Annotated in this window: 30 protein-coding genes and 1 pseudogene; 8 read left to right on the top strand and 23 right to left on the bottom strand. The window is 68.7% G+C overall.

Annotated elements, in window-relative coordinates; genetic code table 11:
• Positions 1 to 40 precede the first annotated feature (40 nt).
• Both K8940_RS02955 and K8940_RS02950 read left to right on the top strand, forming a co-directional pair.
• The gene (locus K8940_RS02955; RefSeq protein ID WP_223393054.1) at positions 41 to 247 is read left to right on the top strand and encodes a DUF1192 domain-containing protein; all 207 of its coding nucleotides are present in this window, start codon (positions 41 to 43) and stop codon (positions 245 to 247) included.
• A 196-nt stretch (positions 248 to 443) separates the two neighbouring features.
• Positions 444 to 953 (top strand): DUF1465 family protein, encoded by a 510-nt coding sequence (locus K8940_RS02950; RefSeq protein ID WP_223393053.1) that lies wholly within the window; start codon positions 444 to 446, stop codon positions 951 to 953.
• Between the two features lie 39 nt (positions 954 to 992).
• Here K8940_RS02950 and K8940_RS02945 read toward each other — a convergent pair whose 3' ends face one another.
• A complete protein-coding gene (locus tag K8940_RS02945) occupies positions 993 to 1,682 on the bottom strand; it encodes a COQ9 family protein (protein ID WP_223393052.1) in 690 nt (229 codons plus the stop codon).
• Between the two features lie 181 nt (positions 1,683 to 1,863).
• Between K8940_RS02945 and rpsU the strand changes: the two genes are divergently transcribed.
• Complete coding sequence (gene rpsU, locus K8940_RS02940) at positions 1,864 to 2,097, top strand: 30S ribosomal protein S21 (RefSeq protein ID WP_198576648.1); 234 nt, start codon at positions 1,864 to 1,866, stop codon at positions 2,095 to 2,097.
• Between the two features lie 265 nt (positions 2,098 to 2,362).
• On the opposite strand, the gene K8940_RS02935 is transcribed toward rpsU, so the two are convergent.
• From K8940_RS02935 to K8940_RS02920, 4 genes are read right to left on the bottom strand one after another with little or no spacing between them, the layout of a single operon-like run.
• Positions 2,363 to 3,793, bottom strand: a complete 1,431-nt coding sequence (locus tag K8940_RS02935) for an ABC transporter permease (protein ID WP_223393051.1) — start codon at positions 3,791 to 3,793, stop codon at positions 2,363 to 2,365.
• On the bottom strand, positions 3,790 to 4,719 hold the full coding sequence (locus tag K8940_RS02930; RefSeq protein ID WP_223393050.1) for an ABC transporter ATP-binding protein: 930 nt from the start codon (positions 4,717 to 4,719) through the stop codon (positions 3,790 to 3,792). The genes K8940_RS02935 and K8940_RS02930 overlap by 4 nt, the downstream gene beginning before the upstream one ends.
• A gap of 27 nt (positions 4,720 to 4,746) precedes the next feature.
• The gene (locus K8940_RS02925; protein WP_223393049.1) at positions 4,747 to 5,703 is read right to left on the bottom strand and encodes an alpha/beta fold hydrolase; all 957 of its coding nucleotides are present in this window, start codon (positions 5,701 to 5,703) and stop codon (positions 4,747 to 4,749) included.
• Between the two features lie 60 nt (positions 5,704 to 5,763).
• Positions 5,764 to 6,606: a M23 family metallopeptidase gene (locus tag K8940_RS02920; protein WP_223393048.1), complete on the bottom strand. Its 843-nt coding sequence runs from the start codon at positions 6,604 to 6,606 to the stop codon at positions 5,764 to 5,766.
• Positions 6,607 to 6,939: 333 nt separating this feature from the next.
• Between K8940_RS02920 and K8940_RS02915 the strand changes: the two genes are divergently transcribed.
• Entirely contained in the window at positions 6,940 to 7,281 is a 342-nt protein-coding gene (locus tag K8940_RS02915) for a UrcA family protein (protein WP_223393047.1), read from the top strand.
• A 140-nt stretch (positions 7,282 to 7,421) separates the two neighbouring features.
• Here the strand turns inward: K8940_RS02915 and K8940_RS02910 are convergent, their stop codons facing one another.
• From K8940_RS02910 to K8940_RS02875, 8 genes are all read right to left on the bottom strand, one after another.
• Positions 7,422 to 10,004: a glycosyl hydrolase 115 family protein gene (locus tag K8940_RS02910; RefSeq protein WP_223393046.1), complete on the bottom strand. Its 2,583-nt coding sequence runs from the start codon at positions 10,002 to 10,004 to the stop codon at positions 7,422 to 7,424.
• A gap of 231 nt (positions 10,005 to 10,235) precedes the next feature.
• Entirely contained in the window at positions 10,236 to 11,654 is a 1,419-nt protein-coding gene (locus K8940_RS02905) for an NAD(P)(+) transhydrogenase (Re/Si-specific) subunit beta (RefSeq protein WP_223393045.1), read from the bottom strand.
• A gap of 28 nt (positions 11,655 to 11,682) precedes the next feature.
• Positions 11,683 to 12,006, bottom strand: coding sequence for a proton-translocating transhydrogenase family protein (locus K8940_RS02900; protein WP_223393044.1), 324 nt, complete (start codon positions 12,004 to 12,006; stop codon positions 11,683 to 11,685).
• A gap of 25 nt (positions 12,007 to 12,031) precedes the next feature.
• Positions 12,032 to 13,174 (bottom strand): Re/Si-specific NAD(P)(+) transhydrogenase subunit alpha, encoded by a 1,143-nt coding sequence (locus tag K8940_RS02895; RefSeq protein WP_223393043.1) that lies wholly within the window; start codon positions 13,172 to 13,174, stop codon positions 12,032 to 12,034.
• Between the two features lie 118 nt (positions 13,175 to 13,292).
• Positions 13,293 to 13,523: an aa3-type cytochrome c oxidase subunit IV gene (locus K8940_RS02890; RefSeq protein ID WP_223393042.1), complete on the bottom strand. Its 231-nt coding sequence runs from the start codon at positions 13,521 to 13,523 to the stop codon at positions 13,293 to 13,295.
• Positions 13,524 to 13,588: 65 nt separating this feature from the next.
• Positions 13,589 to 14,575: a glycosyltransferase family 9 protein gene (locus K8940_RS02885; protein WP_223393041.1), complete on the bottom strand. Its 987-nt coding sequence runs from the start codon at positions 14,573 to 14,575 to the stop codon at positions 13,589 to 13,591.
• Positions 14,576 to 14,580: 5 nt separating this feature from the next.
• Entirely contained in the window at positions 14,581 to 15,513 is a 933-nt protein-coding gene (locus K8940_RS02880) for an alpha/beta fold hydrolase (protein ID WP_223393040.1), read from the bottom strand.
• Between the two features lies 1 nt (position 15,514).
• Complete coding sequence (locus K8940_RS02875; RefSeq protein WP_223393039.1) at positions 15,515 to 15,988, bottom strand: PaaI family thioesterase; 474 nt, start codon at positions 15,986 to 15,988, stop codon at positions 15,515 to 15,517.
• A 93-nt stretch (positions 15,989 to 16,081) separates the two neighbouring features.
• On the opposite strand from K8940_RS02875, the gene K8940_RS02870 reads away from it, so the two are divergent.
• Both K8940_RS02870 and K8940_RS02865 read left to right on the top strand, forming a co-directional pair.
• Positions 16,082 to 16,591 (top strand): RNA polymerase sigma factor, encoded by a 510-nt coding sequence (locus tag K8940_RS02870; RefSeq protein WP_223393038.1) that lies wholly within the window; start codon positions 16,082 to 16,084, stop codon positions 16,589 to 16,591.
• Positions 16,581 to 17,180 carry a hypothetical protein gene (locus K8940_RS02865; RefSeq protein WP_223393037.1) on the top strand — a complete coding sequence of 200 codons (600 nt, stop codon included), beginning with the start codon at positions 16,581 to 16,583 and terminating at the stop codon, positions 17,178 to 17,180. Before K8940_RS02870 ends, K8940_RS02865 begins: the two co-directional genes overlap by 11 nt.
• On the opposite strand, the gene K8940_RS02860 is transcribed toward K8940_RS02865, so the two are convergent.
• From K8940_RS02860 to K8940_RS02850, 3 genes are read right to left on the bottom strand one after another with little or no spacing between them, the layout of a single operon-like run.
• Complete coding sequence (locus K8940_RS02860; protein ID WP_223393036.1) at positions 17,177 to 18,544, bottom strand: ABC1 kinase family protein; 1,368 nt, start codon at positions 18,542 to 18,544, stop codon at positions 17,177 to 17,179. The two genes, K8940_RS02865 and K8940_RS02860, sit on opposite strands and share 4 nt — an antisense overlap.
• 4 nt (positions 18,545 to 18,548) lie before the next feature.
• Positions 18,549 to 20,339: a M3 family oligoendopeptidase gene (locus K8940_RS02855; protein ID WP_223393035.1), complete on the bottom strand. Its 1,791-nt coding sequence runs from the start codon at positions 20,337 to 20,339 to the stop codon at positions 18,549 to 18,551.
• A gap of 41 nt (positions 20,340 to 20,380) precedes the next feature.
• Positions 20,381 to 20,755 carry an MmcQ/YjbR family DNA-binding protein gene (locus K8940_RS02850; RefSeq protein WP_223393034.1) on the bottom strand — a complete coding sequence of 125 codons (375 nt, stop codon included), beginning with the start codon at positions 20,753 to 20,755 and terminating at the stop codon, positions 20,381 to 20,383.
• Positions 20,756 to 20,903: 148 nt separating this feature from the next.
• Here K8940_RS02850 and K8940_RS02845 point away from each other — a divergent pair, with 148 nt between their 5' ends.
• Positions 20,904 to 22,370 carry a sigma-54-dependent transcriptional regulator gene (locus K8940_RS02845; RefSeq protein ID WP_223393033.1) on the top strand — a complete coding sequence of 489 codons (1,467 nt, stop codon included), beginning with the start codon at positions 20,904 to 20,906 and terminating at the stop codon, positions 22,368 to 22,370.
• A complete protein-coding gene (locus tag K8940_RS23925; RefSeq protein ID WP_411675577.1) occupies positions 22,370 to 22,468 on the top strand; it encodes a hypothetical protein in 99 nt (32 codons plus the stop codon). The genes K8940_RS02845 and K8940_RS23925 overlap by 1 nt, the downstream gene beginning before the upstream one ends.
• 153 nt (positions 22,469 to 22,621) lie before the next feature.
• Here K8940_RS23925 and K8940_RS02840 read toward each other — a convergent pair whose 3' ends face one another.
• The 7 genes and pseudogenes from K8940_RS02840 to ykgO form a co-directional block, all read right to left on the bottom strand.
• Entirely contained in the window at positions 22,622 to 23,107 is a 486-nt protein-coding gene (locus tag K8940_RS02840) for a hypothetical protein (RefSeq protein ID WP_223393032.1), read from the bottom strand.
• Between the two features lie 232 nt (positions 23,108 to 23,339).
• Positions 23,340 to 23,813 carry a hypothetical protein gene (locus K8940_RS02835; RefSeq protein WP_223393031.1) on the bottom strand — a complete coding sequence of 158 codons (474 nt, stop codon included), beginning with the start codon at positions 23,811 to 23,813 and terminating at the stop codon, positions 23,340 to 23,342.
• An 85-nt stretch (positions 23,814 to 23,898) separates the two neighbouring features.
• Positions 23,899 to 24,246, bottom strand: coding sequence for a hypothetical protein (locus tag K8940_RS02830; RefSeq protein WP_223393030.1), 348 nt, complete (start codon positions 24,244 to 24,246; stop codon positions 23,899 to 23,901).
• Positions 24,247 to 24,300: 54 nt separating this feature from the next.
• A complete protein-coding gene (locus K8940_RS02825) occupies positions 24,301 to 24,570 on the bottom strand; it encodes a DUF2312 domain-containing protein (protein ID WP_223393029.1) in 270 nt (89 codons plus the stop codon).
• A gap of 72 nt (positions 24,571 to 24,642) precedes the next feature.
• A pseudogene (locus tag K8940_RS23920) lies at positions 24,643 to 25,533 on the bottom strand (NAD(P)-dependent oxidoreductase); the annotation flags it as partial.
• A 27-nt stretch (positions 25,534 to 25,560) separates the two neighbouring features.
• Positions 25,561 to 26,181, bottom strand: a complete 621-nt coding sequence (locus K8940_RS02815; RefSeq protein WP_223393027.1) for an HAD family hydrolase — start codon at positions 26,179 to 26,181, stop codon at positions 25,561 to 25,563.
• Complete coding sequence (gene ykgO / locus K8940_RS02810) at positions 26,181 to 26,306, bottom strand: type B 50S ribosomal protein L36 (protein WP_004616427.1); 126 nt, start codon at positions 26,304 to 26,306, stop codon at positions 26,181 to 26,183. The genes K8940_RS02815 and ykgO overlap by 1 nt, the downstream gene beginning before the upstream one ends.
• Positions 26,307 to 26,389 lie beyond the last annotated feature (83 nt).

The raw sequence follows: 26,389 nt of genomic DNA, 5'->3' as shown, positions 1-26,389 counted from the left end.
GTAGGCGTCAGATATCCGACGGAAAAGGGAGAAAAAGCCGATGTTCGAAGAGCCTGCGGAACCCCGCGCCTTCAGCGGACGCGCCTTGAACGAGACGACCCACGAAGATCTGGAAGCCTATGGCGTCGCGGAACTGGAAGAGCGGATCGCCGCCCTGCAGGCCGAAATCGAACGCACCAAGGCCCAGCTGACCAAGAAGAAGGCCGGCCGGGACGCGGCCAATGCGCTGTTTGGTCGCCTCGACTAAGGGTTCTTTTAAGGTTTCGGTGAGGTTACTGGCGTCTTAAGCGCTCACCCGCTTTCGGACGCCGCGTTTTCAGTACGTACGGTCGATTCGAAAGGGGGCGGGTCGCGAAACGGGACGGTTTGTTCTGGCACGGGCATTGCAGCTGTGTCGCCAAGCGGGACGTCCTCGCGGCCTTTCGAAGGGGCATTGGGTAGCTATGACCGAAGTGAACGCGTTCGCGGACACGCCTTGGCGCGCCGGAGTGATCCAGGACTTCGCGCGATCGGAACTCTTCGATCGCACGTTCGAGGAAGGCATGCAGCTGGTCGAGGAGACCGCCGCCTATCTCGACGGGGCCGGCCGCCACGACAGCAAGATCCTCTCCCGTAACGCCGCCCTGGGCTACGCCACCGAGAGCATGCGCCTGACCACCCGCCTGATGCAGGTGGCCTCGTGGCTGCTGGTCCAACGCGCGGTCCGCGAAGGCGAGATGCCGCCGGAAGCCGCCTGCGCCGAATCGTATCGCCTGGGCGAGGAAGCCGCGGGCGAGCCGGCCGCCATCGAGGAACTGCCCTTCGGCCTGACCAATCTGCTGACGCGCAGCGAGCGCCTGTACGAGCGCGTTCGCCATCTGGACCGCCGCATGTACGTGGAATCGCCGAACGAAGAGGCCCCGCGTCCCGTGCAGGCCCACTTCGACCGCCTGACGGCCGCGTTCGGGGGCTGAGTCGTTCCCCTCCCCCGCGAGCGGGGGACCAGAACCGCCCTACTTCCCGTAGCGCATCTTGGCCAACGCCGAGACCACCTCGCCCGCCAGGTCCATGGGCTTGAGGCCCGCCTTCCACTTCTCGAAGGCCATGACGTTGTCGATGCGCGCGTCCAGGTGCGACAGCGCCGAGGCGCGGCCCGAGGCCAGGTCGACGGCCAGGGTCGAGACCAGGACCCCCGACAGGATCGCCCGCTTCGAATAGTGGTTCTCGTCGGTCGCCGTGTCACCCGCCCAGCGCCACAGGACGTCCGCCGATTCCCAGGTCAGCCGCAGGGCCAGGGCCAGGTTGGTCGGAAAGGCCAGGAACGCCGCCAGCGGGCGCAGGACGTCGGCGTGCTGCTGGGCCGCGTCGAGGCGGGCGATCACCCCCTCGCGGATTCGCTGGCGAATCTTCAGGGCGGCGACGTCGAAGGCCTTCAGGCGTTCCAGCGCGACCGCGTCATGGCGTCGCGACAGCAGCGCGGCCAGGTCGCGGGCCCCTTCGGGCAGCAACAATTGACCCTCGGCTTCGGTGAGGCCCGCCGCGGCCAGGGCGCGCGAGACCAGGCCCGCGTTCCAGCCGGCCTTGGGCGCCAGGCGCACGGCCTCGTCCAGGACGCGCTGTTCGGCGTCGTCGGCCCAGGTTCCCTCCCGCTGGCCGGAAGCTTGAGCGGAGGTCTCGTTGAAGGTACGGGCGGTTTGGCTCATAAATCCGAGTCTACACCGGCGTTTAGGCCGCGTCGCGCATGGACAGAGCGCCTTCGCTCTGCTATCAGCCCCGCCTCATCGCCTGGGAGCACCCCTTCCAGGTTACCCGGTTTTGTTCGCCCGCCCGGCCCCTCAAGAGGGACTTGGGAAATTGGTCGGGCTGTCGAATGGAGAGATACCCCTGGTCCAGATTTTCGTCCGCGACAACAACGTCGATCAGGCGCTGAAGGCCCTGAAGAAGAAGATGCAACGCGAAGGCTCGTTCCGCGAAATGAAGCGGCACGTGCACTATGAAAAGCCGTCGGAAAAGCGCGCCCGTCAAAAGGCCGAAGCGGTCCGTCGCGCTCGCAAGCTGGCCCGCAAGCGCGCTCAGCGCGAAGGCCTGCTGCCGATGCCGAAGAAGCCGGCCCGGTAGAACCAGGCCTCTTCACATCGCTGAAGATTTTCGAAGGCCGCGCGGCGATCCGCGCGGCCTTTGTCATGTCTGGGGTTTGGGCCCGATTCTGCCCTCGGGTCTGGACTTAGAATACCGGCCTTCCTGGGCCTTGTGCCCAGGACCCATGCGTCCGCTCCCATTGAAGCGCAGGATGCGCGCCCACACCGGCGGCGCTCTGCCCTCTGTCTTGCAGCCAAGCCGCCCCCTGGGTCCTAGGCGCAAGGCCTAGGAAGGCAGGATTAGGTCAGCCGACCTGTTTCCGCGTGATCCTCCCAATGAGAGTGCGAAGGTCCACCTTCCCCGTCGACAGCGCCCCCACGTGGAAGGCCCGCGTCGAGAAGGTCACGATCGCGATCATGGTCACGATCATCAGCAGGGTCGTGCCCACCACCTGGACCAGCGGCGGGTCGCCGGCGATGCGCACCGGCATCAGGAACGGCGTGAACGGCGGGATCCACGACAGCGCGGCCAGGATCGGCGCGTCGGGCGTGCGGATCGCCTGGCTCATGAAGACCACCGGGATCGTCATCACCATCATGATCGGCCCCAGCAGGGTCTGGGCGTCGCGCTGGCTCTCGCAGAAGGCCCCGATCCCGGCGAACAGCGCCGCGTACATCAGGTAGCCGCCGACCAGATAGGCGCCGAAATAGAACACCAGGCCCTTGCCCAGCAGCACGGCCAGGATGTCGCCGGCCAGGCCCGGCGCGACGTTGATCAGGGCGACCCAGCCGCCCAGGGCCCAGATGCTCAGCACCGTCAGGGTCAGGCCGGCGACGCCCAGGACCTTGCCGCCCAGGATCTCCGGAACCGAGGCCGAGGACAGCAGCACCTCGAGGATCTTGCTCGACTTCTCCTCGATCACGCTGTTCAGCAGGATGCTGGCCCCGGTCAGGACCATCGACCACAGCAGCATGCCGGCCGCGAAGCCGACGATGGCCGGCAGGCGGTCGCGCAAGCTGACCTTCTCGCCCGAGGCGGCCTTGGGCGACAGGCTGTTGAAGGCGGGCTTGAGGTCGTCGGCCGCCTTCAGGGTCGCGGCCGAGACGCCGGCGCGAGCCAGGGCCCGCTCGCGCATGATCTCGCCCACCGTGGTCTTCAAGTCGTTCTCCAGCACCGGGGCGGCCAGGTTGCGGCTCCAGAGGTCCAGGGTGATCGCCTCGTCGCGGCCGCTGAGGACCAGCACCGAATCCAGCCGCTTCTCGGCGACCTCGCGCCGGGCGATCAGGCCGGCCTCGCGCGGCGTGGCGGCGGCCAGCGCCTCGGACGGCGCGGGCAGGACGATGGCCTTGGCCGAGGGCGGCTTGAAGCGGGCGGCGGCGTTGGGGTTGTAGCGGGCCAGGGCCTCGCGGCCGGCGGCGTCCCCGGCCCGTTCCTGGGCCTTGCGGACCGCCTCCTGGGCCTGGGGCCCGGCGGCGGACAGGGCGGCGGCGCGCAGGGCGCGGGCATTGGCCCGGTTCTGCTCCTCGACCAGGGCCTTGGCGACGGCCGGACCAAAGGCCTGGCCGGTCAGGTCGACGATGGCCAGCCGCTCGGGATGGGCCGACTTCATCATCATCACCGGAGCCAGAAAGCTGACCCCGATCACCACCGGCAGGGCGACGATCGACAGCCAGAAGCCCACCGTGCGGACATAGGCCAGGTATTCCCGGCGGGCGATCTTCAAGAGACGGCTCATGCCTGGCCTCCCGTCAGGACGATGAAGGCGTCGTGCAGGCTGGGCTCCTTCAGCTCGAACCGTCGCAGCGCCAGGTCGCGGGCGAAGGCGGCCTTCAGGGCGTCCTGCCCCACGCCGGCCCGCGCACCGGCTTGCGGCAGCTCGGCCACGTGCCGCCAGCCGCCGTCGGGCGAGGGCTCGGAGGTCACCACGCCCAGGCCCGGCAGGGCCGCGACGTCGGCGGCCGACAGGTCGCCCTCCAGCACCAAAACTCGGGGCGCGGCGCAGCGGGCGGTGGCGACGTCGCCGTCGAACACCTTCCGGCCCTTGGCCATCAGCACGACCTTGTCGCACAGCCGCTCGGCGTGCTGCATCACGTGGGTCGAGAACAGCACCGTGGCCCCGCGCGCGGCGATCTCGCGGATCATGGTCTCCAGGGCCTGCTGGTTGACCGGGTCCAGACCCGAGAACGGCTCGTCCAGCACCACCAGCTCGGGCTCGTGGGCCAGGGCCGACAGCAACTGGACCTTCTGGGCCATGCCTTTGGACAGGTCCTTGATCGGCTTCTTCAGGACGTGACCCAGGCCCTGGGCCTCCAGCATCGCCTTGGCCCGCCTGCGTCCCTCGGCCTCGGGCACGCCCTTCAGCCCCGCGAAGAAGGCGATGGCGTCGACCGGGGTCATGCGCTTGTAGAGGCCGCGCTCCTCGGGGAGGAAGCCGATCCGCTGGCGCACCCGCGTGGCGTCGCCGCCGCCCAGCACCGTGATCCGCCCGGCGCTGACCGGCAGCAGGCCCAGGATCATGCGGATGGTCGAGGTCTTGCCCGCGCCGTTGGGGCCCAGGAAGCCGGTGATCCGGCCGGCGGGCGCGTCGAAACTGACGTCCCGCACGGCATGGAAGTCATCATAGGTCTTGCTGACGCCCTCCAGGCTGACCGCGTTGACCATGAGCCCTCCCGACCGATCGTCGTTATCTCAGCCCTTTTTATACGCGTCGGCGACGAAGGCCACCGCCCGGACGATGTGGTCGGCGAAGCGCCGGCCGATCAGCAGGGTGTGGCTGGCGGCCTCGACATGGTCGACCAGGCCGTGCTCCGAGCGCCGGGCGGGCGCGGCCTGCATCTCCTTGCGCAGCTCGCGGCCGGCCACTGGTCCGGCGGTGACCACGGCCACCGGCCACTTGGGATCGAACGGGGGCTGGGCGGCCGCCTGGTCCGAGGCCTGTTTCCACAGCCCCACCTCCTCGGCCGCCGTGCGGTTGTGGCGGCCGTTGGCGAAGGCCCAGCCCTTCTCGGCCTTGGCGGCCGGCGGCAGGTCGATCTTGTCGCCCAGGCGGGTGTGGACCAGCGGCTTGTAGAGCCCGAGCGAAGCCCCGCGCGCGGCCCACTTGGAGACGCTGGCGAAGGTCTTGATGAAGCCCTGCATCTGAGGGTTCTGGGCGGTCTCGGGCGTGGCGGCGTCGACCAGGACGATGCCCGCCACCTTGTCCGGATTGCGCCCGGCGTATTCGCGCAGGCGCAGGCCGGCCATCGAGTGGCCCACCAGGATGTAGGGGCCCGGCTCGCCCGAGGCGGCGACCAGCTTCTCGAAGTCGGTGACGATGGCGATCCCGTCGCGCGGGCTGGGCCCCTTGGGCGAATAGCCCATGCCGGCCCGGTCGTAGGCGCACGAGCGCCAGCCGGCGGCGGTCAGGGCCTCCTGGGTTCCGCCCCAGTCGGCGGCGAAGCCGAAGGCCCCGGCCTCCAGCCAGATCACCGGCCGGTCGCTCCTGGGCCCCTCGCAGACCAGCCGCAGCTTTCGCCCCGGCTCGATCTCGACCATCTGGCCTCGGGGCTTGGGCGCCCCGGCGGCGCTCATCAGCCCGCCGACGGCGATATAGGACACAAGAAGGAGCGTGAGGCCCGCGACGCCACGACCGAGGAACTGGATCATGGCGTTCAATGTAGTGAGGCTTCGTGACGCGTCGAGGCGCGTTGCGCCGAGGACGGCGTTTTAAATCGCCAGGCCGTTCGATCCGATCGCCGGTTGGGCGGCCGGCGCCGGAACCGTGGCGACCGGCGTAGAGGCGACCGGAATACTGGCGCGGACGCGGCCGTTCTTCAGCCGCGCGACCTTGACGCCGCCCTTGGCGGTCATGCCGGGCGGCCATTTCGAGACCGTGGCCACATGAACCTTGCGCGGAACCCGGCCGGCGGCCTTGAGCGGAAGATCCGAAGCCTCGGCGAAGCTGCGCCCCAGGAAGAAGGTGGGGTTCAGGGCCTTGTCGCCCTTGCGGATCTCGAAATGCAGGTGCGAGCCGGTCGAGCGACCCGAATTGCCGACGAAGGCGACGGTGTCGCCGCGATGCAGATAGGTCCCGCGCTTGACGTTCTTGGCCGGCTTGGCGAGGTGGGCGTAGAGGGTGGTCAGGCCGCCCTTGTGCAGCACCTGGACGTAGCGGCCGTAGGTCGGGCTGATCCCCGTGGCCTTGACCACGCCGTCGGCGGCGACCTTGACCAGCGCGCCGCTGGGCGCGGCGATGTCGACGCCCTCGTGCAGGCGGCCATTCTCTTCCCAGGGCAGCTGGCGCAGGCCGAACGGCGAATTGACCACGCGGCCCGGCAGCGGCGCGTCGAACTGGAAGGCGGGGGGCGGCGGCGTGGGCTCGACCGCCTCGGCCTTGGGCTCGACCGGCGCGACGACCGGGGTCGGATCCGAGGCGGGCGCGGTCCTGGCGACCCTCTCGCCCAGGGCCAGCGCCCCGTTCAGGGTCCCGGCCATGGCCGCGACGCCCAGCATGGTGAAAAAGGCGACGCGCAGGTGCTGAGGCGGAAGCGCCAGGGTCTTGGAAATCAAACCGCTACCTCTTCGACGTTCGGTCAGTCGAGGACCGCGCGCGGGCGGTCCTGGTCTCACACCTGACCTTTCGGCTTGGTGAATGGCGGCGGTCTATGAAGGTCGCATGGGGCGAAAACAGGGCGCAGCTTAACCGTTTGTTCACCACGCGGCACAGCTTGCTCAAATTCCAAAGAATAGATGTAAAACATTACGGCAAGTTCATTTCATTAAGAGCGCTTCACTTCTTTAATTACACGTCATGAAGGAGACGTAACGGGACTTCGAGAACTCTGGCAGGTACTCAATATTCATCGGCGCACAAGAACAGCGCCCAACCAGAGGGATCTTCAAATGCGCAAGTTCATCATGAGCCTGACCACCGTCGCCAGCCTGAGCCTGGCCGCCGTTCCGGTCCTGGGCCTGACCCAAGCCGCCAACGCCGCCGAAGCCAATATCCGCGTGCCCTACGGCGACCTGAACCTGGCGAACCCCGCCCAGGCCGCGATCTTCAGCGCCCGCGTCGACACGGCCGGCAAGGACCTGTGCCGGACCATGCTGCGCAAGGGCCAGATGACCCTGCCGATGCGCGGTTGCGTCGCCGAGGTCCGCCGCGAGGTCGAGCGCGAGATGTCGCCGGAGATGCGCAAGGCCGTGGCCCAAGCCGCCCAGTCGCACGAGCTGGCCGCCCGGTGATCTTCGGCGCCGCTTACCCGAAAACACCCACCTCCCCCACGCCCCGCGACAGAGGCCCCAGGATCACCCTGGGGCCTCTGTTTCGTCTGGACTTGCCGCGAGCAGGCCGCGCCTTGCGAGATCAGGCGTGATGAGCGCGCTCAACGCGTGTCGACGATCAGTTGCTCCAGCACCGCATTGTCGTCCAGGCGCCAGACCTTGACCACGTGCGCGCCCGCCGCGACGTCCTGGAAAGCGGCCTCGACCGTGTGGACGTGGTCCTTGACCGCCGCCACCCAGGCCACCTGCTCCGGAGTCGAGGCCGCGCCGGCGGTCGGGACCAGACTGGCCGTCACCACCTGGACGGGGCCGTCGTCGAGAGAGACGCCGATCCGGATACCCTGGCCGCCCGTCGTATCCAAGGTCGGAGCCAGGCGCAGGCGGACCTTGGCCGGACCCGCGCGCGCAACCGACACCGCATAGTCCAGTCGGACACCGTCGCGGATCTCCGTCGCGGGCCGCCCCTGCGGAAGGGCCACCACGGCGTCGCCATGGCCGAGATTGGACAGCACCGTCCAAGCCAGGCCCCTGCCGCCGGTGGCGCGGTCGAACTTGGCGGCCTCGATGGTGATCAGGCCCGGGTCCTTTGCGGTCGAACGCGCGAACTGGACCTTGGCGGACAGCTTGTCGGGCGGGGTGTCGGCCGCCACGCGGGTGACGCTGGGCATCGACTGCTGGACCGGGTCGTTCCAGATCACATAGCTCATATGGACCTGGTTCATCATGCCGTCCCACTTGCCATCGTTCAGGGCGTGGTAGCGCGCGGTCAGGTCGCCATCGCGCTTGAAGGCCGCCTCCACCTGGTCTGCGAAAGGGTTGGCGCGGGCGTCGTTGCGCGACGCCAGACGGCGGTTCCAGGCCGTGGCGTAGTACATCTCGTAGAGGTTCGCGAAGGCCAGCACCGGATATTCGACCAGCTGGAAATAGGCGTCCTGCTGGTCGGGACGCAGGCGGGCCTTGATCGCCTCGACCTTGCCGACCAGGCGCCGCCAGTCCTCGACGATGTCGCCGAACTGGCCGCCGTCCAGAACCGGCCCCGTTTCCGCGCCGATGGGGAAGCTGTCCTGGTCGAGCAGCTCGGGCTTGCGCCGCGAGGCCTGGGTTCCGTAGGCGGCCATGATGGCGCCGATCTCGGGACCCAGTTCGTCGCCGAAGGTCTCGCTGGCCCACTGGCGGGGATAGGCCTCCAGCGCCTGGGGCGTCATCGCCTCGGGGTTCCAGGCCATGCGCATGAAGAAGTCGAGCGGATATTCCAGCGGCTTGATGTCGCCGACATTGACGATCCAGAGATTCCGCGCCCCGCGCTCATACGCCAGGTTCATCTGCTGCCAGATCTTGGCCACCTGGTTGGTGTTGATCCACTTGTAGTTCCGGGGCCCGCCCACATAGTCGAAGTGGTAATAGACGCCATAGCCACCGGCCCGATCCACGGCGTCCTTGCCGGCCACCGGCAGACGGCGCACCTGGCCCCAGTTGTCGTCGGAAAACAGCAGGGTCACGTCGTCGGGCACGCGCATGCCGTGGTCGTAGTAGTCCTGCACCTCCTTGTAGAGCGCCCAGACCTGCGGGGTCTTCTCGGGCGGCTTGCCGGTGACCTCGGCGATGATCTTGCGCTGGTCGGCCACCACCTTTTCCAGCAGCTGGGTCGCGGCGCCCTCGGCCATCGGCTCGTCGCCGTCGCCGCGCATGCCCACGGTCACCAGGCTCTCGTAAGGCGTACCGTCTCCCTTCGACATCATCCGCTCGATCCCGCCGCGCCAGAAGGCGCGCAGGTTGTCGCCGTTGGCGGCGTAGTCCCAGCGGCCGCCGGTGACGCCGCGATCGGTGTTGCGATGCCATTCGCTCTGGGCCCGGGTCATCGGCTCATGGTGCGAACTGCCCATGACCACGCCCATCTCGTCGGCCAGAACCTTGTTGCGCGGATCGTCGTCGTTGAAGGCCTTGGGCGCCCACATGGCCGGCCACAGGTAGTTGCCCTTGAGGCGCAAGGTCAGCTCGAAGACGTGGGCGTAGAGGTCGGAATTGATCCCGCCGAATTTCTTCTTGGCCCAACCGCTGAAGGCCGGATCTTCGTCATTGATGAAGAAGCCGCGATACCTGACGCGCGGGTGATCGGCCCGGGCCCCGGCGGTCAGGAAGAGGTCGGTCTTGCGGGCCACCGGCGCGTCGGCCCACCAGGTCCAGGGCGACACCCCGATCCGTTCGGAGAGATCATAGGCCCCGTAGACCGCCCCGCGCCGGTCGGCGCCGACAATGACCAGGGCGCGGGGCACATTGGCGAACGGCCGCTCGACCACGATCTGCCGGAAACCCTCCCACTGCCCGGCCAGGCCCTCGACCTTCAGCTTGCCGCTATGGACGAGGGCGTCGACGACCGGACTGGCGCCCAGCACGCCGACGATCACGACCGGGCCATGGGCCCGGGAGAGGTCCGAGAGCCTGGTCGCCTCGCCGCCGCTGACGCGCCCCAGATCGCCGCGCAGACCCTCGGCGGCGTGGCGCACCGCCGGATCCGCCGTCGCATCCACATAGACGGCCGCGGGCGCGCCCGCGCGGATCAGCGCCAGGCTCGACGACTTGCCCGTCGCGCAGACGCTGACGGGCTTGTCGCAAGCGAATGCCGCCGGCGCAGCGAGCAGGACCAGGACGCACGCCAGGCGCGCCGGAAATTTGTGGATCTTCACGCTTCCTCCAGGCCCCATGCTCGGACCAGCCGACACGTTATCTTACCAATAACGCCTTAAGGTCAGACCTTATCGGGATGGCCGGAATGCACAAGGCTTGTCGGAGCGAGACGATACGCGCATGCGCGTCCGCCATCCGACCGAGGTCGCCTGCCGCCAATCAGACGCTTCAACGAAAAAAGGCCCCGGCGTCACCGCCGGGGCCTTCGTCGTCGTGGTGAAGTCCGAGCCCTAGAGCCCCTTCACGATGCCTTCGACCATCTTCTTGGCGTCGCCGAACAGCATCATCGTGTTGTCGCGGAAAAACAGCTCGTTCTCGACGCCGGCATAGCCCGAGGCCATGCCGCGCTTGACGAAGAGGACGGTGCGGGCCTTCTCGACGTCCAGGATCGGCATGCCGAAGATGGCGCTGGTCGGGTCGGTCTTGGCGGCCGGGTTGGTGACGTCGTTGGCGCCGATCACGAAGGCCACGTCGGCCGTCGAGAACTCGCTGTTGATGTCCTCCAGCTCGAAGACCTCGTCATAGGGGACGTTGGCCTCGGCCAGCAGCACATTCATGTGGCCCGGCATCCGGCCCGCGACGGGGTGGATGGCGTACTTCACCTCGACGCCCTCCTCCTTCAGCTTGTCGGCCATTTCGCGCAGGGCGTGCTGGGCCTGGGAGACGGCCATGCCGTAGCCCGGGACGATGATCACCTTGCTGGCGTTCTTCATGATGAAGGCCGCGTCGTCGGCCGAGCCCTGCTTGACGGGACGGGCCTCGACCTTGCCGCCAGGGCCGGCCGCGGCCGCGTCGGCGCCGAAGCCGCCCAGGATCACCGAGACGAACGAGCGGTTCATGCCCTTGCACATGATGTAGGACAGGATCGCGCCCGACGAGCCGACCAGGGCGCCGGTGATGATCAGGGTGGTGTTCTCCAGCGTGAAGCCCAGCGCCGCCGCCGCCCAGCCGGAATAGCTGTTCAGCATCGACACCACGACAGGCATGTCCGCGCCGCCGATCGGGATGATCAGGGTGACGCCGATCAGCAGGGACAGGGCGAAGATGCCCCAGAAGGCCCAGATGGCCGCACCGCCGCTGACCACCAGCACCACGACCAGGGCCACGATGGCGGCCGCGATCACGATGTTCAGCAGGTGGCGGGCCGGCAGCAGGATCGGCGCGCCGCCCATGTTGCCGTTCAGCTTGGCGAAGGCGATGACCGAGCCGGTGAAGGTGATGGCGCCGATGGCCAGGCCCAGCGACAGTTCGATCAGGCTGTTGAGGTGGATGGCGCCGTCCTCGCCCACGATGCCGTAGGCTGCGGGCGTGTAGATGGCGGCCACGGCCACGAGGCAGGCGGCCATGCCGACCAGCGAGTGGAAGGCGGCGACCAGCTGCGGCATCGAGGTCATGGCGACCTTGCGGGCGATGACCGCCCCGACCGCGCCCCCGACGGCGACGCCGCCCAGGATCAGGCCCAGGGTCACGACGTCCAGCGCGCCCTGGCTCCACAAGGTGGCCAGGGTGGTGCCGACGGCGATGGCCATGCCGATCATGCCGTTACGGTTGCCCGTCTGGCTGGTCACGGGGCTGGACAGGCCACGCAGCGCGAGGATGAACAGCACCCCCGAGACGATGTAGAGAATGGCGGCGAGATTGGCGTTCATTGTTCTGGTTCCCCCTGCTCTCGCTTGCTCACTTCTTCTCTTTCTTCTTGTACATCGCCAGCATTCGCTGGGTGACCAAGAAGCCGCCGAAGATGTTGACCGCCGCGAAGGCCGCGGCGATCGCGCCGGCCCCCTTGGAGATCCAGGTCGAGCCGGTGACGGCTTCGCCCGCGACGCCATGGGCGGCGGCGGCCAGCAGGGCGCCGACGATGATGACGGACGAGATGGCGTTGGTGACGGCCATCAGCGGCGTGTGCAGCGCGGGCGTCACGCTCCAGACGACGTAGTAACCGACGAAGATGGCGAGCACGAAGATCGCCAGACGGAACACGGTGGGGTCGACGGCTTCCATGGAGGCCTCCCTTTCGATGCTGGAGTTAGGCGGTCTTCAGGTTCGGATGGACGATCGCGCCGTCACGGGTGACGACGGCGGCCTGCAGGATCTCGTCCTCGAAGTTGGGGGCGAAGGCGCCCTCCTTCGTCGTGAACAGGGTCGACAGGGCGACGAGGTTGCGGGCGTAGAGCGCGCTGGCGTCGGCGGCGATGCGGCCGGGCAGGTTGGCGTGGCCGAGGATCTTGGCGCCGTTGGCGGTCACGACCGTCTCGTTCAGCTTGGCGCCCTCGACATTGCCGCCCTGCTCGATGGCCAGGTCGACCAGGATCGAGCCGGGGCGCATCGAGGCGACCTGGGCGGCGCTGACCAGCTTCGGGGCCGGGCGCCCCGGGATCAGGGCCGTGGTGATGACGATGTCTTGCTTGGCGATGTGGCTGGAGACCAGCTCGGCCTGCTTGGCCTGGTACTCCTTGGACATCTCCTTGGCGTAGCCGCCGGCGGTCTGGGCGTTCTTGAACTCTTCGTCCTCGACGGCCAGGAACTTGGCGCCCAGCGACTCGACCTGCTCCTTGGTGGCCGGACGCACGTCGGTGGCGGTGACCACCGCGCCCAGGCGGCGAGCCGTGGCGATGGCCTGCAGGCCGGCGACGCCGACGCCCATGATGAACACCTTGGCCGCGGCGACGGTGCCGGCGGCGGTCATCATCATCGGCAGGGCCTTGCCATAGGCCTCGGCGCCTTCGATCACGGCGCGATAGCCGGCGAGGTTGGCTTGCGAGGACAGCATGTCCATCACCTGGGCGCGGGTGATGCGCGGGATGAACTCCATGGCGATCGCCGTCGCGCCGGCCTTGGCCAGGGCGTCCAGCGTCTCCTTGTCCTGATAGGGATTGAGCGCCGCGGCGACGATCGCGCCCTTCTTCAGCGCGCCGATCTCGGCGGCCTCGGGCGCGCGCACCTTGAACAGGACGTCGGCGTCCTTCAGGGCGTCCTTGGCGGTCTTGGCGATCTTGGCGCCGGCCGCCTCGTAGTCGGCGTCGAGATAGGACGCGGCCGTCCCCGCCCCCGCCTGGACCACCACCGAGAAGCCGGCCGCGCCGAGCTTCTTGACGGTTTCAGGCGTGGCCGCGACCCGCGTTTCGTTCGCGCGGGTCTCTTTCGTGACGGCGATAACGGCCATCGGCATACCCCTCCCCAGAGCGCTGTTTGCGCATCAGCATGGGGCGCTCTGTAGGGGATAGTCTTGCCTCTTGTCGAGGCATGACGTGTAGGTCAGGGAAAAAATATGCCGATGTCTACCGGTGTCAGTGGGCCGGAACGGGCTTTTCCTTGAGGGCGACGACGCCCAGGCCCAGCAGCACCACGGAAGCGATAGCGCTACCAATGAAACCAGCCGGGGTGCAGAACAGCAGGGTGATGAAGAGCAGCAGGACCGCGACGGCCAGCGAGCCCCACTTGGTCATCTTGCCGAAGGCCTCGTAGGTGGCAGCTTGCTCTTGGATGTCCATTTCACCGCGGTGATAGTCGCCGGCCATGTGTCTTCCTTGGAGGATAAAGGGAACTTACCGAGCCCGCCCGATACAACGGAGGGGCCCGAGGCTCAAGCGTGCGAATTGTCCCACGCCTCGGAGTTGAAGCGCCTGCGCACTTCGTCGACGGCCTGATCGACCGTGATGTCCGCGATTCGACCTCCCCCGCCGTCCAGGCGCGAGAGCCAGCGCGAATAGGCCGGCACCGGCGCGGTGCCCATCAGGCCCACGCACGGCGTCCCGACGGCGGCGGCGACGTTCAGCGCCCCCGAGTCGTTGCCCAGGAACCCGGCGGAAAGTGAAATCAGCGCCGCCGACTGGTCCAGGGTCAGGTCGCAGGCCACGACATTGCCCGGCAGGTCGCCGATCGCGGCCCTGGCGGCTTCCGCCTCGTGCGGGCCGCCGATCCAGAACACCGTCCCGAACAGGTCTGAGAGCCGCCGGGCGGCTTCCGCGAACCGCTCGGCCGGCCAGGTGCGCGCGGGCTCGCTGGCCCCGATCCCGAGGCCGAGCCACGGACCGGGCTGGTCGGCGTAGCGCGCCTTCACGACCGCGACGGCCTCGGGGTCCAGCTTCAGCGCCGGCTCGCGGCTGGCCACGACCAGGCCGTGGGCCGCCTCGAAGGCCGCCAGCTTGTCGATCCGGTGGGCGGGCCGCATGGCCTTGGGCAGGTAGGGCCCGGTGGTCAGGAAGGTCTCCTGGCCATGCCCCAGGCCAAAGCCCCGCCGCTCGGGCACGCCGGCCAGGAAGGCGGCGATGGCCGGGCGGTCGATCTTCTCCAGGATCCACACCGCGCGCGGCTTCTCGGCCCGGCAGATCTTCCAGAAGTCGACGACCTCGCGCACGCCCTTCAGCCTGCCCTTGTAGTTCGGGGCGGGCAGCACGCGCGCGACGGTCGGCTCGACGGCCAGCGCCTCGGACGCACGGCTGGCGGGCCGCGCCACCAGCACGACCTGGCCCTCGGGCGTCGTCGCCGCGATCGCCCGGATGGTCGGCAGGTGCCACATCAGGTCGCCGATCCCGCGATCGGGCGTGTAGACGATCACCGGTCCGGTCATGGCCGTCAGGCCCAGGCCGCCAGCAGTCCGCGAAGCCCGGCCACGAAGGCCAGGGGCTGGTCGATCATCACGTGGTGGTCGGCGTCGGGCAGGGGCAAGAGCAGCACGTCCTTGGGCATCTGACCGATCATATAGTCCAAGGTCTCGGCGTGCATAAGGTTCGACCGCTCGCCCCACATCAGCGCGGCCGGACAGGCGATCCGGGTCAGCAGGTCGCCCAGGTCGGGCATCTTGAAACGCTGCCAGATGGCCGGGTCGAACTTCCAGGTCCAGCCGCCCTCCACTTCCTTGAGCGACCGCCGCGCGATGAAGTCGGCGATGTAGAGGTTCTCGCACGGCTGCGGCGGGGCCAGGCGGAAGCGGGCCAGGGCCGCCTCCAGGGTCGGGTAGACGCGGTTGGCGGCGTCCGGGCGCGGCGGCGGGCCCTTCCAGCGCTTCTCCGGCGGCTGGATGCTGCTGTCGGCCATGACCACCCCGCGCAGCCGGTCGGCGTGCAGGGCGGCGCAGTAGAGCGTGGGGAAGCCGCCGAACGAGTGGCCGACCAGGATCGGCTTGACGCCGCCGGCTTCCAGCTGGGCCGCCTCGATGGCGGCGAAGATCTCAGCGGCGAAGGTCTCGCCCGAATAGGCCTCGCGCCAGTCGCTGCCGCCCATGCCGGCCCACGAGATCGCCGCCACCCGCCAGTCTTTCGCGAAGAACGGCGCGATGAAGCTCCACCAGTCGGCATGGGCGCCGTTGCCGTGCAGGAACAGCAGGCCGGGCTTGCCGACCTCGCCCCAGGTCAGGAGTTCGATGTTCGCGCCCTCGACCGGGATCGTCGAGCGCTCGGGCGCCTGGGCGATGGCCGCGTCGAACCAGGCCGGCGCGGGGGGCTTGTCGCCCTGGAACGGCGCGAGCAGCGAGGCGGCCAGGGCGGATGGGGTCTGGTCGTCGGCCATGTCAGCCCTCGGCCTTGTAGGCCAGCTCGCCGGGACGCGGCTTGCGGGGGCTCAGCGCCTTGAAGACGCCGGTGCCAGTGATCAGGGTGCGGTCGCCGGCCCAGATGCGCCCGCGCACGGTGAAAAGCAGGTCCTCCTCGCCGATCAGCTCGCCCTCGCCTTCCACCCAGTCGCCCAGCTTGGCGCCCGACAGGAAGTCGCACATCAGCCGCACCGTGACCCAGCTGTAGGACTTCTGCAGCGAGATGATCCGGCCCCAGGCCATGTCGGCGAAGCTCATCAGCATGCCGCCGTGGCAGTTGCCCAGGCCGTTGGTGTGGTGCTCCTCGACGCGGAAGGCCAGGCGCGCCTCGCCAGGGCCTTCACGCTGCTCGAACAGCGGCCCGATCTGGCGACCGAAGCCGCGCGACCAGTTCAGTTGCGAGAAGCCCTCGGGAATGGCGGCGGTCTGGGCGTCGGTCAGGTCGTCGGACATAAGGTCAGGCTAACGAGCGTTTGAATAAAGTGGAAGCCTTCCGTAAGGACCTGGCCCCGGCCGGTGTCTAACCTCTTCGAAACGGGGACGCGGATGGGCCGGGCTCAAGACATCGACGAGGATTTCGCCGACTGGCTGGCGCCGCATCTGCCGATGCTGCACCGCACGGCTCGCGCCTTCGCCGCCCCCGCCGACCAGCACGACCTGCTGCAGGAGTTGACGGTGGCTCTTTGGAAGGCGCGGCCCAGGTTTCGCGACGAGAGCGCGGCCGGGACCTTCGTCCACCGCGTGGCCCACAACGCCGCCCTCACCTGGCGGCGCGGCGAGAACCGCCGGCGACTGCGGGGCGTGGCGGTCGAGGCCGAGCTCTTGATGCGCGATACCGGGACCGACCCGCAAGGCGCCCTGCTGGAGCGGCTGTACGCCGCCATCCGCCAGCTGCCGCCCATCGAGCGGTCGCTGATCCTGCTGTCGCTGGACGGCGTGGCCTACGCCCAGATCGCCCAGCTTCACGGCCTTTCCGAAACCAATGTCGGGGCGCGGCTGACGAGGATCCGCCAGCGCGTCTCAAGCCTCGTGGAGGGCGCCGACGATGGAGTTTGAACACCTGGAAGCCGCCTGGCGCTCGCCGGCCAATACGCCGGACGACAAGGCCAAGGCCTATCTGATGGAGCAAGTGATGCGCAGCTTGAAGGCCCGCCGCCGGGGAGAACTGCTGTTCTTCGCCATTCCGGCCACCGCCATGACCATCTTCACGGCCATCGCCGTCCAGGCGGTCTCCTCGGGACGGATGGACGTCGGCCGCGAGTGGGGCGCACTGGGCATGCTGGGGGTGTGCTGGCTGGTTCTGGTGGCCGTGCTGACCGCCGACGTCCTGCTGCGCCATCGCCGCGCCCCGGACAGCTCGCCGATGCGCGACACCATTTCCGCCATGCTGATGGCCAACCGCCGCGCGCGGACCAATGTGAGGATCTTCTGGATGATGCTGCCCGTGTTCCTGGCACCGATGTTCACCGGCGTCTGGCAGCTCCGCGACGTCGGCAAGGCCAGCGACCGCGACGCCTGGCAGATGCTGTTCGTGTTCGGCGTGGCCTTGATCGCCAGCGTCGGCTGGAACACCGCGCGGTACTATTGGGTGATGAAGCCCGAGCAGCGGAGGCTGGAGGCGCTGCTGAGGGAATACGAGGACTAGAGCCCCACTTCCCCCAGCGCCGCCCGCTGCCGCTCGGCCACGGCCTCTTCCGAGAAGCCCTCCAGCGAGGCCTCGAACAGCGCCCGCCAGTTGTGCCGCGCGCCCAGGTGCAGGAAGGCCGCGCCCAGGCCGATGGCGGCGCGGTCCATGAACACGAACTCGCGCGGGATGACGATACCGCCGGCCGCCTTCAGGGCCTGGCGCACCTTGAAGGCCTCGCGGCGGCCGTACTCGCCGGGCGGAACGTCGTCGGCCACGGTGCGGACCCGGTCGTCCAGCAGCGGGCCGTAGATGAAGCGAGCCCAGACGTTGAGGGTGTCGACCAGCGCCTCGTTCAGCCCGGTGAAGCCCCAGCTGCGATAGGATTCCATCTGCTCGGCGCGGTCGTCGTTGGAAAGCGCGCGATAGAGCCGCACCACCCCGGCCACGAACTTCGGCGGGAAGATGCGGATGCAGCCGAAATCCAGCAGGTTCAGGTGCGCCGCCAGCTTTCCCCCTTCCGGACCCCCGAAGCTGTAGTTCCCCAGGTGCGGGTCGCCGTGGATGATCCCCAGGTGGGTCATCGGGCTCCACCAGGCCTGGAACAGCAGGGCGGCGATGCGATCGCGGACCTCCTGCGGGGCGTCCTTGAAGGCCAGCAGCCCCTGGCCGTCCAGCCAGGTCATCGATAGGAGGCGTCCGGTCGAGAATTCGGGAACGGGCGTCGGCGTGCGGATGTCCTCGCGCCCGGCGAAGAAGTTGGCATAGACCTGCATCAACTGGGCCTCGCGGCCATAGTCGAGCTCCTCGCGCAGGCGGTCGCCGATCTCGATGATCATCTCGGACGGGTCGATCGAGCCGTCCATGCGCTTGAAGAGGCCGATCAGGGCGCGCAGCTGGCCAAGGTCGCTTTCGACCGCGCTCTGCATGTCCGGATATTGCAGTTTCACGGCCAGGGCCCGGCCGTCGTGGGTCGTGGCGCGGTGCACCTGGCCCAGCGAGGCGGCCGCGGCGGCCTCGTGCTCGAAGCTCGCGAACCGGCCCTGCCAGTCCGATCCCAGCTCGGCCGCCATGCGCCGGCGCACGAACGGCCAGCCCATGGCTGGCGCGTTTGTCTGGAGCTCGGCGAACTCCTTGGCGAACTCGGGCGGCAGCAGATCCGGCACTGTGGCGAACATCTGGGCCGCCTTCATCAGCGGACCTTTGAGGCCGCCCAGCGCCGCCTTCAGCGCCTTGGCGTTGCGGGCGTTGGCGTCGTCGCCCGCGAAGACCCGGTTGGCGCCGTACGAAACGGCCGCGCCGGAGAGCCCCGCGCCCACCTTGGCGAAGCGGGAGAGGCGACCGGAAAGGCGGTCGCGTTCGGGGTCACGGGCGTCGTCCGCCATCAGCTCACACCAACGCCTCGAACTCGTCGACCAGCCGCTCCAGCTGCGCACAGCCCGCCGCCCAGAACGCCTTGTCGCGAGGGTTCAGGCCGAAGGGCTTAAGGGCCTCGACATAGGTCCGCGTGCCGCCCGCCGCGAGCAGGTCCTCGTACAGCGGCGCGAATTTCGCCGGGTCCTCGCGACGCTTCTCCATCAGGCCGCGCACCAGCAGGTCCCCGAAGGCGTAGGCGTAGACGTAGAACGGCGCGTGGCAGAAGTGGCTGACATAGGCCCAGTAGTGCTCGTAGCCCTCGTTCAGCTTCACGGCCGGACCCAGGCTCTCGCCCATCACCTCCAGCCACAGGCCGCCGATCTGGTCGGGCGACAGCTCGCCCTCCAGCCGGGCCTCGTGGAAACGACGCTCGAAGCGGTGGAACGCGATCTGGCGGACCACGGTATTGAGGCCGTCCTCGATCTTGCCGGCCAACAGCTTCTTGCGGTCCTCGGGCGAAGCCTCGGCCAGCAGGCGGTCGAACACCAGCCCCTCACCGAAGATCGAGGCGGTCTCGGCCAGGGTCAGGGGCGTGTCGGCCAGCAGGGTGCCCAGCGGCTGGCACAGGGTCTGGTGCACGGCGTGGCCTAGCTCGTGGGCCAGGGTCAGCACGTCGCGCCGTTCGCCCATATAGTTCATGAACACGAACGGATGGCGGTCGGCCGTCACCGGATGGGCGAAGGCGCCCGACTGCTTGCCCGGACGCGGGCGGGCGTCGATCCACGGACGGTCGAAGAAGACGCGCGCGGCGTCGGCGAACTTCGGCGCCAGGTCCTGGAAGCTCTCCAGCACCATGCCCTTGGCCTCGTCCCAGGCGTAGGCGCGCGGGGCGGCCGCATCGAGGGGCGCGTTGCGGTCCCAGTAGTCCAGGCTGTCCACGCCCATGACCTTGGCCTTCAGCGCGTAGTAGCGGTGCGACAGGCGCGGATAGGCCTCGACCACCGCCTGCTCCAGGGCGTCGACCGCGTCGGCGTCGACCTCGTTGGCCAGGTGGCGCGACTGGGCGGGATGGTCGTAGCGACGCCAGCGGTCCTCGACCTGCTTCTCGAAGGCCAGGGTGTTGAGCGCCAGGGCCTGGGTCGAGGCCCGCTCCTCCAGCGCCCGGGCCAGGCCGTCGGCGGCCGCCTTGCGGCGTTCGACGCTGGGATCGGACAGGCGGTTCAGGGCCTCGGGCAGGGTCAGGGTCTCGTCGCCGGCCTTCGCCGTGAGTTTGGCCAGAGTCTCGTCGTACAGGCGCACCCAGTTGGCGACGGCCGGGGCCTTGTCGACGATGAAGCGCTCCAGCTCCGGCGACAGCTCGTGCGGCCGCGACAGGCGCACGCGGCGCAGCCACGGCGCCCAGCGCGCGGCGTCGGGATGGGCTTCGAGCGCCTTGGCGATCTCGCCGTCCTCCAACTGGTTCAGCTCCAGCGTGAAGAACAGGCTCTCGGCGGCGATCTGCGAGGAGCGGGCCCGCAGGTCGCCCTCGAACTTGGCCCAGGCCGGATCGTCGCGGGCGACGGCGGCGGACAGCGCCGCATAGGCTCCCACGCCCCACAGGCCGTTGGTGGCCCGCTCGTAGAGGCTGACGCCGCGATCCAGCAGCACGCCCAGGCGCGCCGGCTCCTTGCGGGCTTCCAGGAACATGCCCTCCAGCGAGGCCAGCTCGTCATTGGCGGCCTTGGCGGCGGCGAGGTCGGTCTCGATCCGGGGGTCGTCGCGACCGACATAGAGGTCGGCCAGGTTCCATTCGGGCGGGGCGTCGGGCTTGAAGGGGGCGTTCATGAGCTAGCAGATAGGCCTCGGCGCCCACATGGCGCAATGCGTCAAACGCCGGGATGCCGTTTCTGGATCGGCTTTGGCGCGACAAGCATCCAGGCCTGTTTCAGCAGGCCCCCGAGTTCGTCGGCCTCGATTTCGGAAAGTCGGACCAGCACCGCCGGGTAACCGCGATAGTGATCGTCGGTGAAGAAGCGGTCGGGCGCGGCCTCCAGCAGAAGCTCCTTGGTCTCCATCGCGCATCGCACGGCGATGACGCCGGGGACCAGCACCCGCCTGGCCTTCGGCGCGGGGCGGGCCACATAGGCCCAGGCCAGGCCCTTGCCGCCCACCTCGAAGGCGAACTGCCCGCTCTCGCTGACCGCGCCGGCCACTTCGGGCAGCGCCAGGGCCAGCGCCTCCAGCTGTCGCTCGTCGACCATGCCCCTCTCCCGTAAGAGCTTGTTAAGCCTAAACCTTAAGGTTCGCGACACGTCTGCGAAAGCCGGTGTTTACCCGCCTGCTGTACCACTATGGGTCAACAAGAGCCCTGCTCCATGTGGGCGTGGCCGGTGATGATGGACGTGCCCAATGACCAAAACGGTCCTTGTCGTCGATGACGACCCGACACAACGTCGGCTGATCCAGGCGGTGCTCGAGCGCGACGGTTTCGCGGTCTCGCACGCCGAGGGCGGCGACGCGGCGATCGCGCACCTGACCGCCGGCGCGCCCGCCGACGTGATCCTGCTCGACCTGGTCATGCCCGGCCTGGGCGGTCAGGACACCCTGAAGGAAATCCGCGCGCGCGGCTTCAACCAGCCCGTCATCGTGCTGACCGCCAGCGGCGGCGTCGACACCGTGGTCAAGGCCATGCAGGCCGGGGCCAGCGACTTCTTCATCAAGCCGGCCAGCCCTGAACGGATCACCGTCTCGATCCGCAACGCCCTGTCGATGGGCGACCTGAAGGGCGAGGTCGAACGCCTGACCAAGCGCGCCGGGGGCAAGACCAGCTTCGCCGACCTGATCGGCGACTCGCCGGTCATGACCATGGTCAAGCGCATGGGCGAACGGGCGGCCAAGAGCGCCATCCCCGTGCTGATCACCGGCGAAAGCGGCGTCGGCAAGGAGCTGATCGCCCGCGCGGTGCACGGCTCGTCCGACCGCGCCGGCAAGCCGTTCGTGGCCGTCAACTGCGGCGCCATTCCCGAGAACCTCGTGGAGTCGATCCTGTTCGGCCACGAGAAGGGCTCGTTCACCGGCGCCAGCGACAAGCACCTCGGCAAGTTCAAGGAAGCCGACGGCGGCACCCTGTTCCTGGACGAGGTCGGCGAGTTGCCCCTCGACGTCCAGGTCAAGCTGCTGCGCGCGCTGCAAGAGGGCGAGATCGACCCGATCGGCTCCAAGCGCTCGCTGAAGGTCGATGTCCGCATCGTCTCGGCCACCAATCGCGACCTGCAGCAGGCGGTCTCGGCCGGCCTGTTCCGCGAGGACCTCTATTACCGCCTGAACGTCTTCCCGCTGGAGGCCCCGTCCCTGCGCGAGCGTCGCCAGGACATCCCGGCCCTGGTCGAGGCGTTCATCCGTCGCTTCAATGTCGAGGAAGGCAAGCGCGTCATCGGCGCCTCGCCCGAGACCCTGCAGCTGCTGACCGCCTTCGACTGGCCGGGCAATGTTCGCCAGCTGGAGAACACCGTCTATCGCGCCATCGTCCTGGCCGACGCGCCCTATCTGCAGCCCTACGACTTCCCGGCCATCTCGGGCCTGGCCGCGCCGATCGAGGCCGTGTCGGTCGCCCCGACGCCGCCGCCGGCCGCCATGCTGCAGGCCGCCCACGCCGCCATGTCCGCTCCGGCGGCCGAGGCGCCCGTGCGCATCCTCGACGACCGCGGCCACCTGCGGACGCTGGAGGACATCGAGCGCGACCTGATCCAGCACGCGATCGACGTCTATGCCGGCCACATGAGCGAAGTCGCCCGACGCCTGGGCATCGGACGCTCGACCCTCTATCGCAAGGTTCGTGAGCAGGGCATCGAAGTCGACATGAAGGAAGCCGGCTGATGGCGAGCTTGATGATCTTCCGGCCGGTCTCGCGCGAGCAGCGCCTCAAGGCGCTGCTGAAGTCGCCCCGCCCGACCCCGTCGACGAAGCGAACTTAGTCGGCACGCGCTTGCCACATATCCCGCTCATCCCCGCGAAAACGGGGACCCAAGCGGCATGAGAGAGGAAAGCGCCGATCGCGCCACAAGCTGGACCTCGGCTTGGGTCCCCGCTTTCGCGGGGATGAGCGGCGTTAGGGGTGACTTGAGCAGCTAGTGCCCAGCCAGGCTCAGGCTCTCGCCCTCTTCTTCGTCCTGGACCTGCCGCTCGAGACGGATCCAGCCCGGACCCGACCGCTTGGCCAGGCCCTCGACTTCCAGCTGCTCCAGCTCGCGGCCGACCTGGACCGGGGACACCGGACGGCTCCAGCGGTGATCCAGCTGGCGGGAGATCTCGGCCTCGTTGAGGCCCGGCGCCTGGGCCAGGGCCATCAGGATCATGTCGCGCGTGGTGCGTCCGCGTCGGCCGCGCTTGCTGGGCGTGGGGGCCGCGGGCGTCGGGGTCGGGGCCGGCGCGAACGACAACTGCTCGCCCGCCGACAGCCGCTCGGCCATGCCAGCCTGCTTCAGCGCGTCCAGCGCCAGGACGATCGCGCGCAACTCGCTCTCGAACGGGGCCTGAGCCCGCCGCTGCGCCTCGATCATGCGGGTTTCCAACTCCGCCTTGCGGCGCAGCAGATATTGATAGGTCGTCGCCATTTTCCCTAATCCGCAGGGCCATGGAGTTCGCTCGGCCGCCGATCCAGGCTTTCGCCCGCGCGCATCGAGACTGGAGGTCGCCGTGAGCAGCCGCGACCCAGAACCCCACAGGAACGTCGTTAACTCTTTACAATCGTTTGTATTTTCCTGTCGTAGCGTTACCAGGAGCTTAACAACGTCTGACGAACGACAGTTTTTGGTAAGTGTTTTGGACGAACTCAGGCTGTGGTTGTCATCTTTTTTCTCGCGACGCCGCGATCACGGCGATCGGCAGGCCGACCAGCAGCAGGTGGGCCATCAGGCCGTTGACGAAGCTGGCCAGGACGAAGGGCCCGCGCGGCGCGGCGTTCGACAGCGGCAGCACGACGAAGTTCATCACGACGTAGGTCGCCAGGCCGTAGCCCAGCCCCGCAAGGACCGGCCGCCGGGTCAGGATCGGCAGTCGCAGGCTGGCGGCCACATAGACCGCCACCATCACCGCCATGATCGAGAAGTGCAGGGCCAGACCCAGGGCCGCCGTCGGCGCCCCGCCCTTGAACGCCGCCTTGCCCAGCAGGCCGCTGGCCACCGACTGGAAGATCCGCTCCGGCGGCGCGCCCTTGGTGATGGCCCAGTAGACGCAGGCGTCGGCGATATCGAGGGTCCCGGCCACCGCCGTAGCCAGCAGGATGGTCAGCGCGATCCCGCGCGGCGACTTGGCGCTCATCGGTGCTCTCCCCAGCCGCCATGGCGGCCAAAGGGGAGTTAACCGCCAAACATCGCGCGCGGCGTCAGGCCTGGTCGCGCCAGGGTCAGCCTTCGTCGCTTTCCGGCTCGGGTTCGGCCAGGTGGGGCTCGCGCCCGCGGCGCTGGAAGCCCTTGCCGCGCTTCATCGGCTTGGGCTCGCCCTTCGCCTTACGGGCGATCTCTTTCAGCTTGATGGCCTGGTTGCCCGACAGGGCCTGGCCGCGCGCGCCCTTTTCGGGGTCGGCGAAGGCCCGGCCATAGGTCTCGACGCGCTGGGCGACGCTGGTCAGGAACTCGCCCTCCCACTCGGAGAGCTCGACGCCCGACTTCTCGGCCGCGCGACGCGCGCGCTTGAGGGCGTTCAGCGCGGCCTTCTTGGCCTGTTCTTTCGGATCGGGCGGCTTGGCGCGCATGTCGCGAGGACTATCCCCGACCCAGCGCGCCAGCGCACCTCAAAAACGAAGGCCTCAGATCTCGCCGATGGCCGAGAGGTACAGGTCCAGGATCGCGTCCTCTTCCTGGCGCTTGGCGCGGTCCTGCTTGCGCAGGCGGACCACCTTCTTCAGCACCTTGACGTCGAAGCCGTTGCCCTTGGCTTCGTTATAGACTTCCTTGATCTGCTCCATGATCTCGGCCTTTTCGACCTCGAGCCGCTCGACGCGGTCGACGATCGACTTCAGTTGGCCCTGGGCGGTGCTGTTCAGAACGTCGGCGTGGGGAATGGCGTCGTCGGCCATGCGGGCAGTCTCACGGGCTGGAATTGGGAGGCGCGGAACCTAGTTCGAAGCCGCGCCGCTGGGAAGCGGGATTCAGCGGCCTTCCACACGTCCTCTCGCCACCTCGGCCAGAGCGGCCAGATCCAGGTCCTTTTCGCCGCCGCCCAGCAGCGATTCCAGGCTCGCCTCGGCGAGGTCGGCCAGCGGCATCGACAGGCCCTTGGCCTCGGCGGCGTCCAGGACCAGGCGCACGTCCTTCAGCCCCAGCTCGGCGGCGAAGCCGGGCGGGCTGTAGCGGCGCTCGGCGATCATGGCGCCATAGATCTTGTAGATCGGCGCGGCGAACAGGGTGCTGGACAGCATGTCCAGCAGGTCGGGCGCGGCCACGCCATAGGCCTCGCCCAGCGCGACGGCCTCGCCCATCGACTCGATGGCCGAGACGATCATGAAGTTGCCGGCCAGCTTGAGGGCGTTGGCGCGGACGGGATCCTCGCCCAGCGGCCAGACCTTGGCGGCCAGCATCTCCAGCACCGGCTGGGCCTTGGCCACGGCGTCGGGCGCGCCGGCGGCCAGCACGTTCAAGCCGCCGGCCTGGGCCACGGGCGGACGGCCGAACACCGGGGCGGCGACATAGCCGAGGCCGAGCTCGGCGTGCAGGACCGCCAGCTCGGCGGCCAGATCGGTCGAGATGGTGGCGTGGTTGACGTGGACCGCGCCCTTCTTCGCCCGGGCCAGAGCGCCGCTGTCGACCAGCACCTCGCGCATGGCCTTGTCGTGGGCCAGCATGGTCAGGACGATGTCGGCGGCGAAGGCCTCGTCGACGGTCGCGGCGGGGATCGCGCCCTCGGCGGCCAGGGCGTCGACGATGGCGCGCGAACGGTTCCACACCGTCACCTTCACGCCCTTGGCCAGCAGATTGCGCACCATGGCCGCGCCCATGGCGCCCAGGCCGACGAAACCGACGTTCATGCTGGATCTCCTTAGAAACGGCCGCTTGGCGTTGAACCGTCGCTAGAGCAGGCCGTGCCGCTCGACAGCGGCGCGCAGTCGCGCCGGATCCGTGAAGTGGTGGGTATGGAAGCCGATGTCCATGGCCGCCTGGATATTGGCGGCGCTGTCGTCGATGAACAGCAGGTCGCCGGCGTCCAGACCCGTGCGCTCCAGCACGATCTCATAGATGCGGCGGGCCGGCTTGATCACCTTCTCGTCACCCGAGACGATCGCGTCGCGGAACAGGCCGAAGTGGCTGGGCGAGATCGCCTGGACGGCCGGCCACTTGCTCTGGGGCATGTTGGTCAGGGCGAACTGCGGGACGTCGCGGGCCGCCAGGGCGTCGATCACCGCGACGGTCTCGGGGATCGGTCCGGACAGCATCTCGTCGAACCGCTCGTCCCAGGCGCGGATCTCGTCCGCCCGCTCGGGAAAGCGCGCGATCAGCGGCGCGGCGTTCTCGGGAAAGCCCACGCCCTTGTCGTGCTCGACATGCCAATCAAGGGTGCAGACATGCGAAAGGAACCGGTCGAGATCGGCCGGTTCCTTGAAGATCTTCGCATACAGTGCGCGGGGATCCCAGCGCACGATGACATTGCCCACATCCCAGAGAACGGCTCTGGGACGCACGGCAGCCGTCATCAGCCCTGCTTGGCTTTGAAGCGCGGGTCGGTCTTGTTGATGATGTAGATGACGCCCTTGCGGCGCACCATCTTGCAGTCGCGGTGGCGACCCTTCAGCGACTTCAGCGAGCTGCGAACCTTCATGACCGTCTCTGTCTGTACTCAGCGGAGAGGTTCGGGCGCGCACAAGATGACGGCCGGAACATCCGGGTGTTTCGGAGGCGGTG

This window comes from Caulobacter segnis, assembly GCF_019931575.1.
Lineage (GTDB): Bacteria > Pseudomonadota > Alphaproteobacteria > Caulobacterales > Caulobacteraceae > Caulobacter > Caulobacter segnis_C.
Note: the sequence above shows the minus strand (reverse complement) of the source record. Positions and strands in the feature narration are given on the sequence as shown.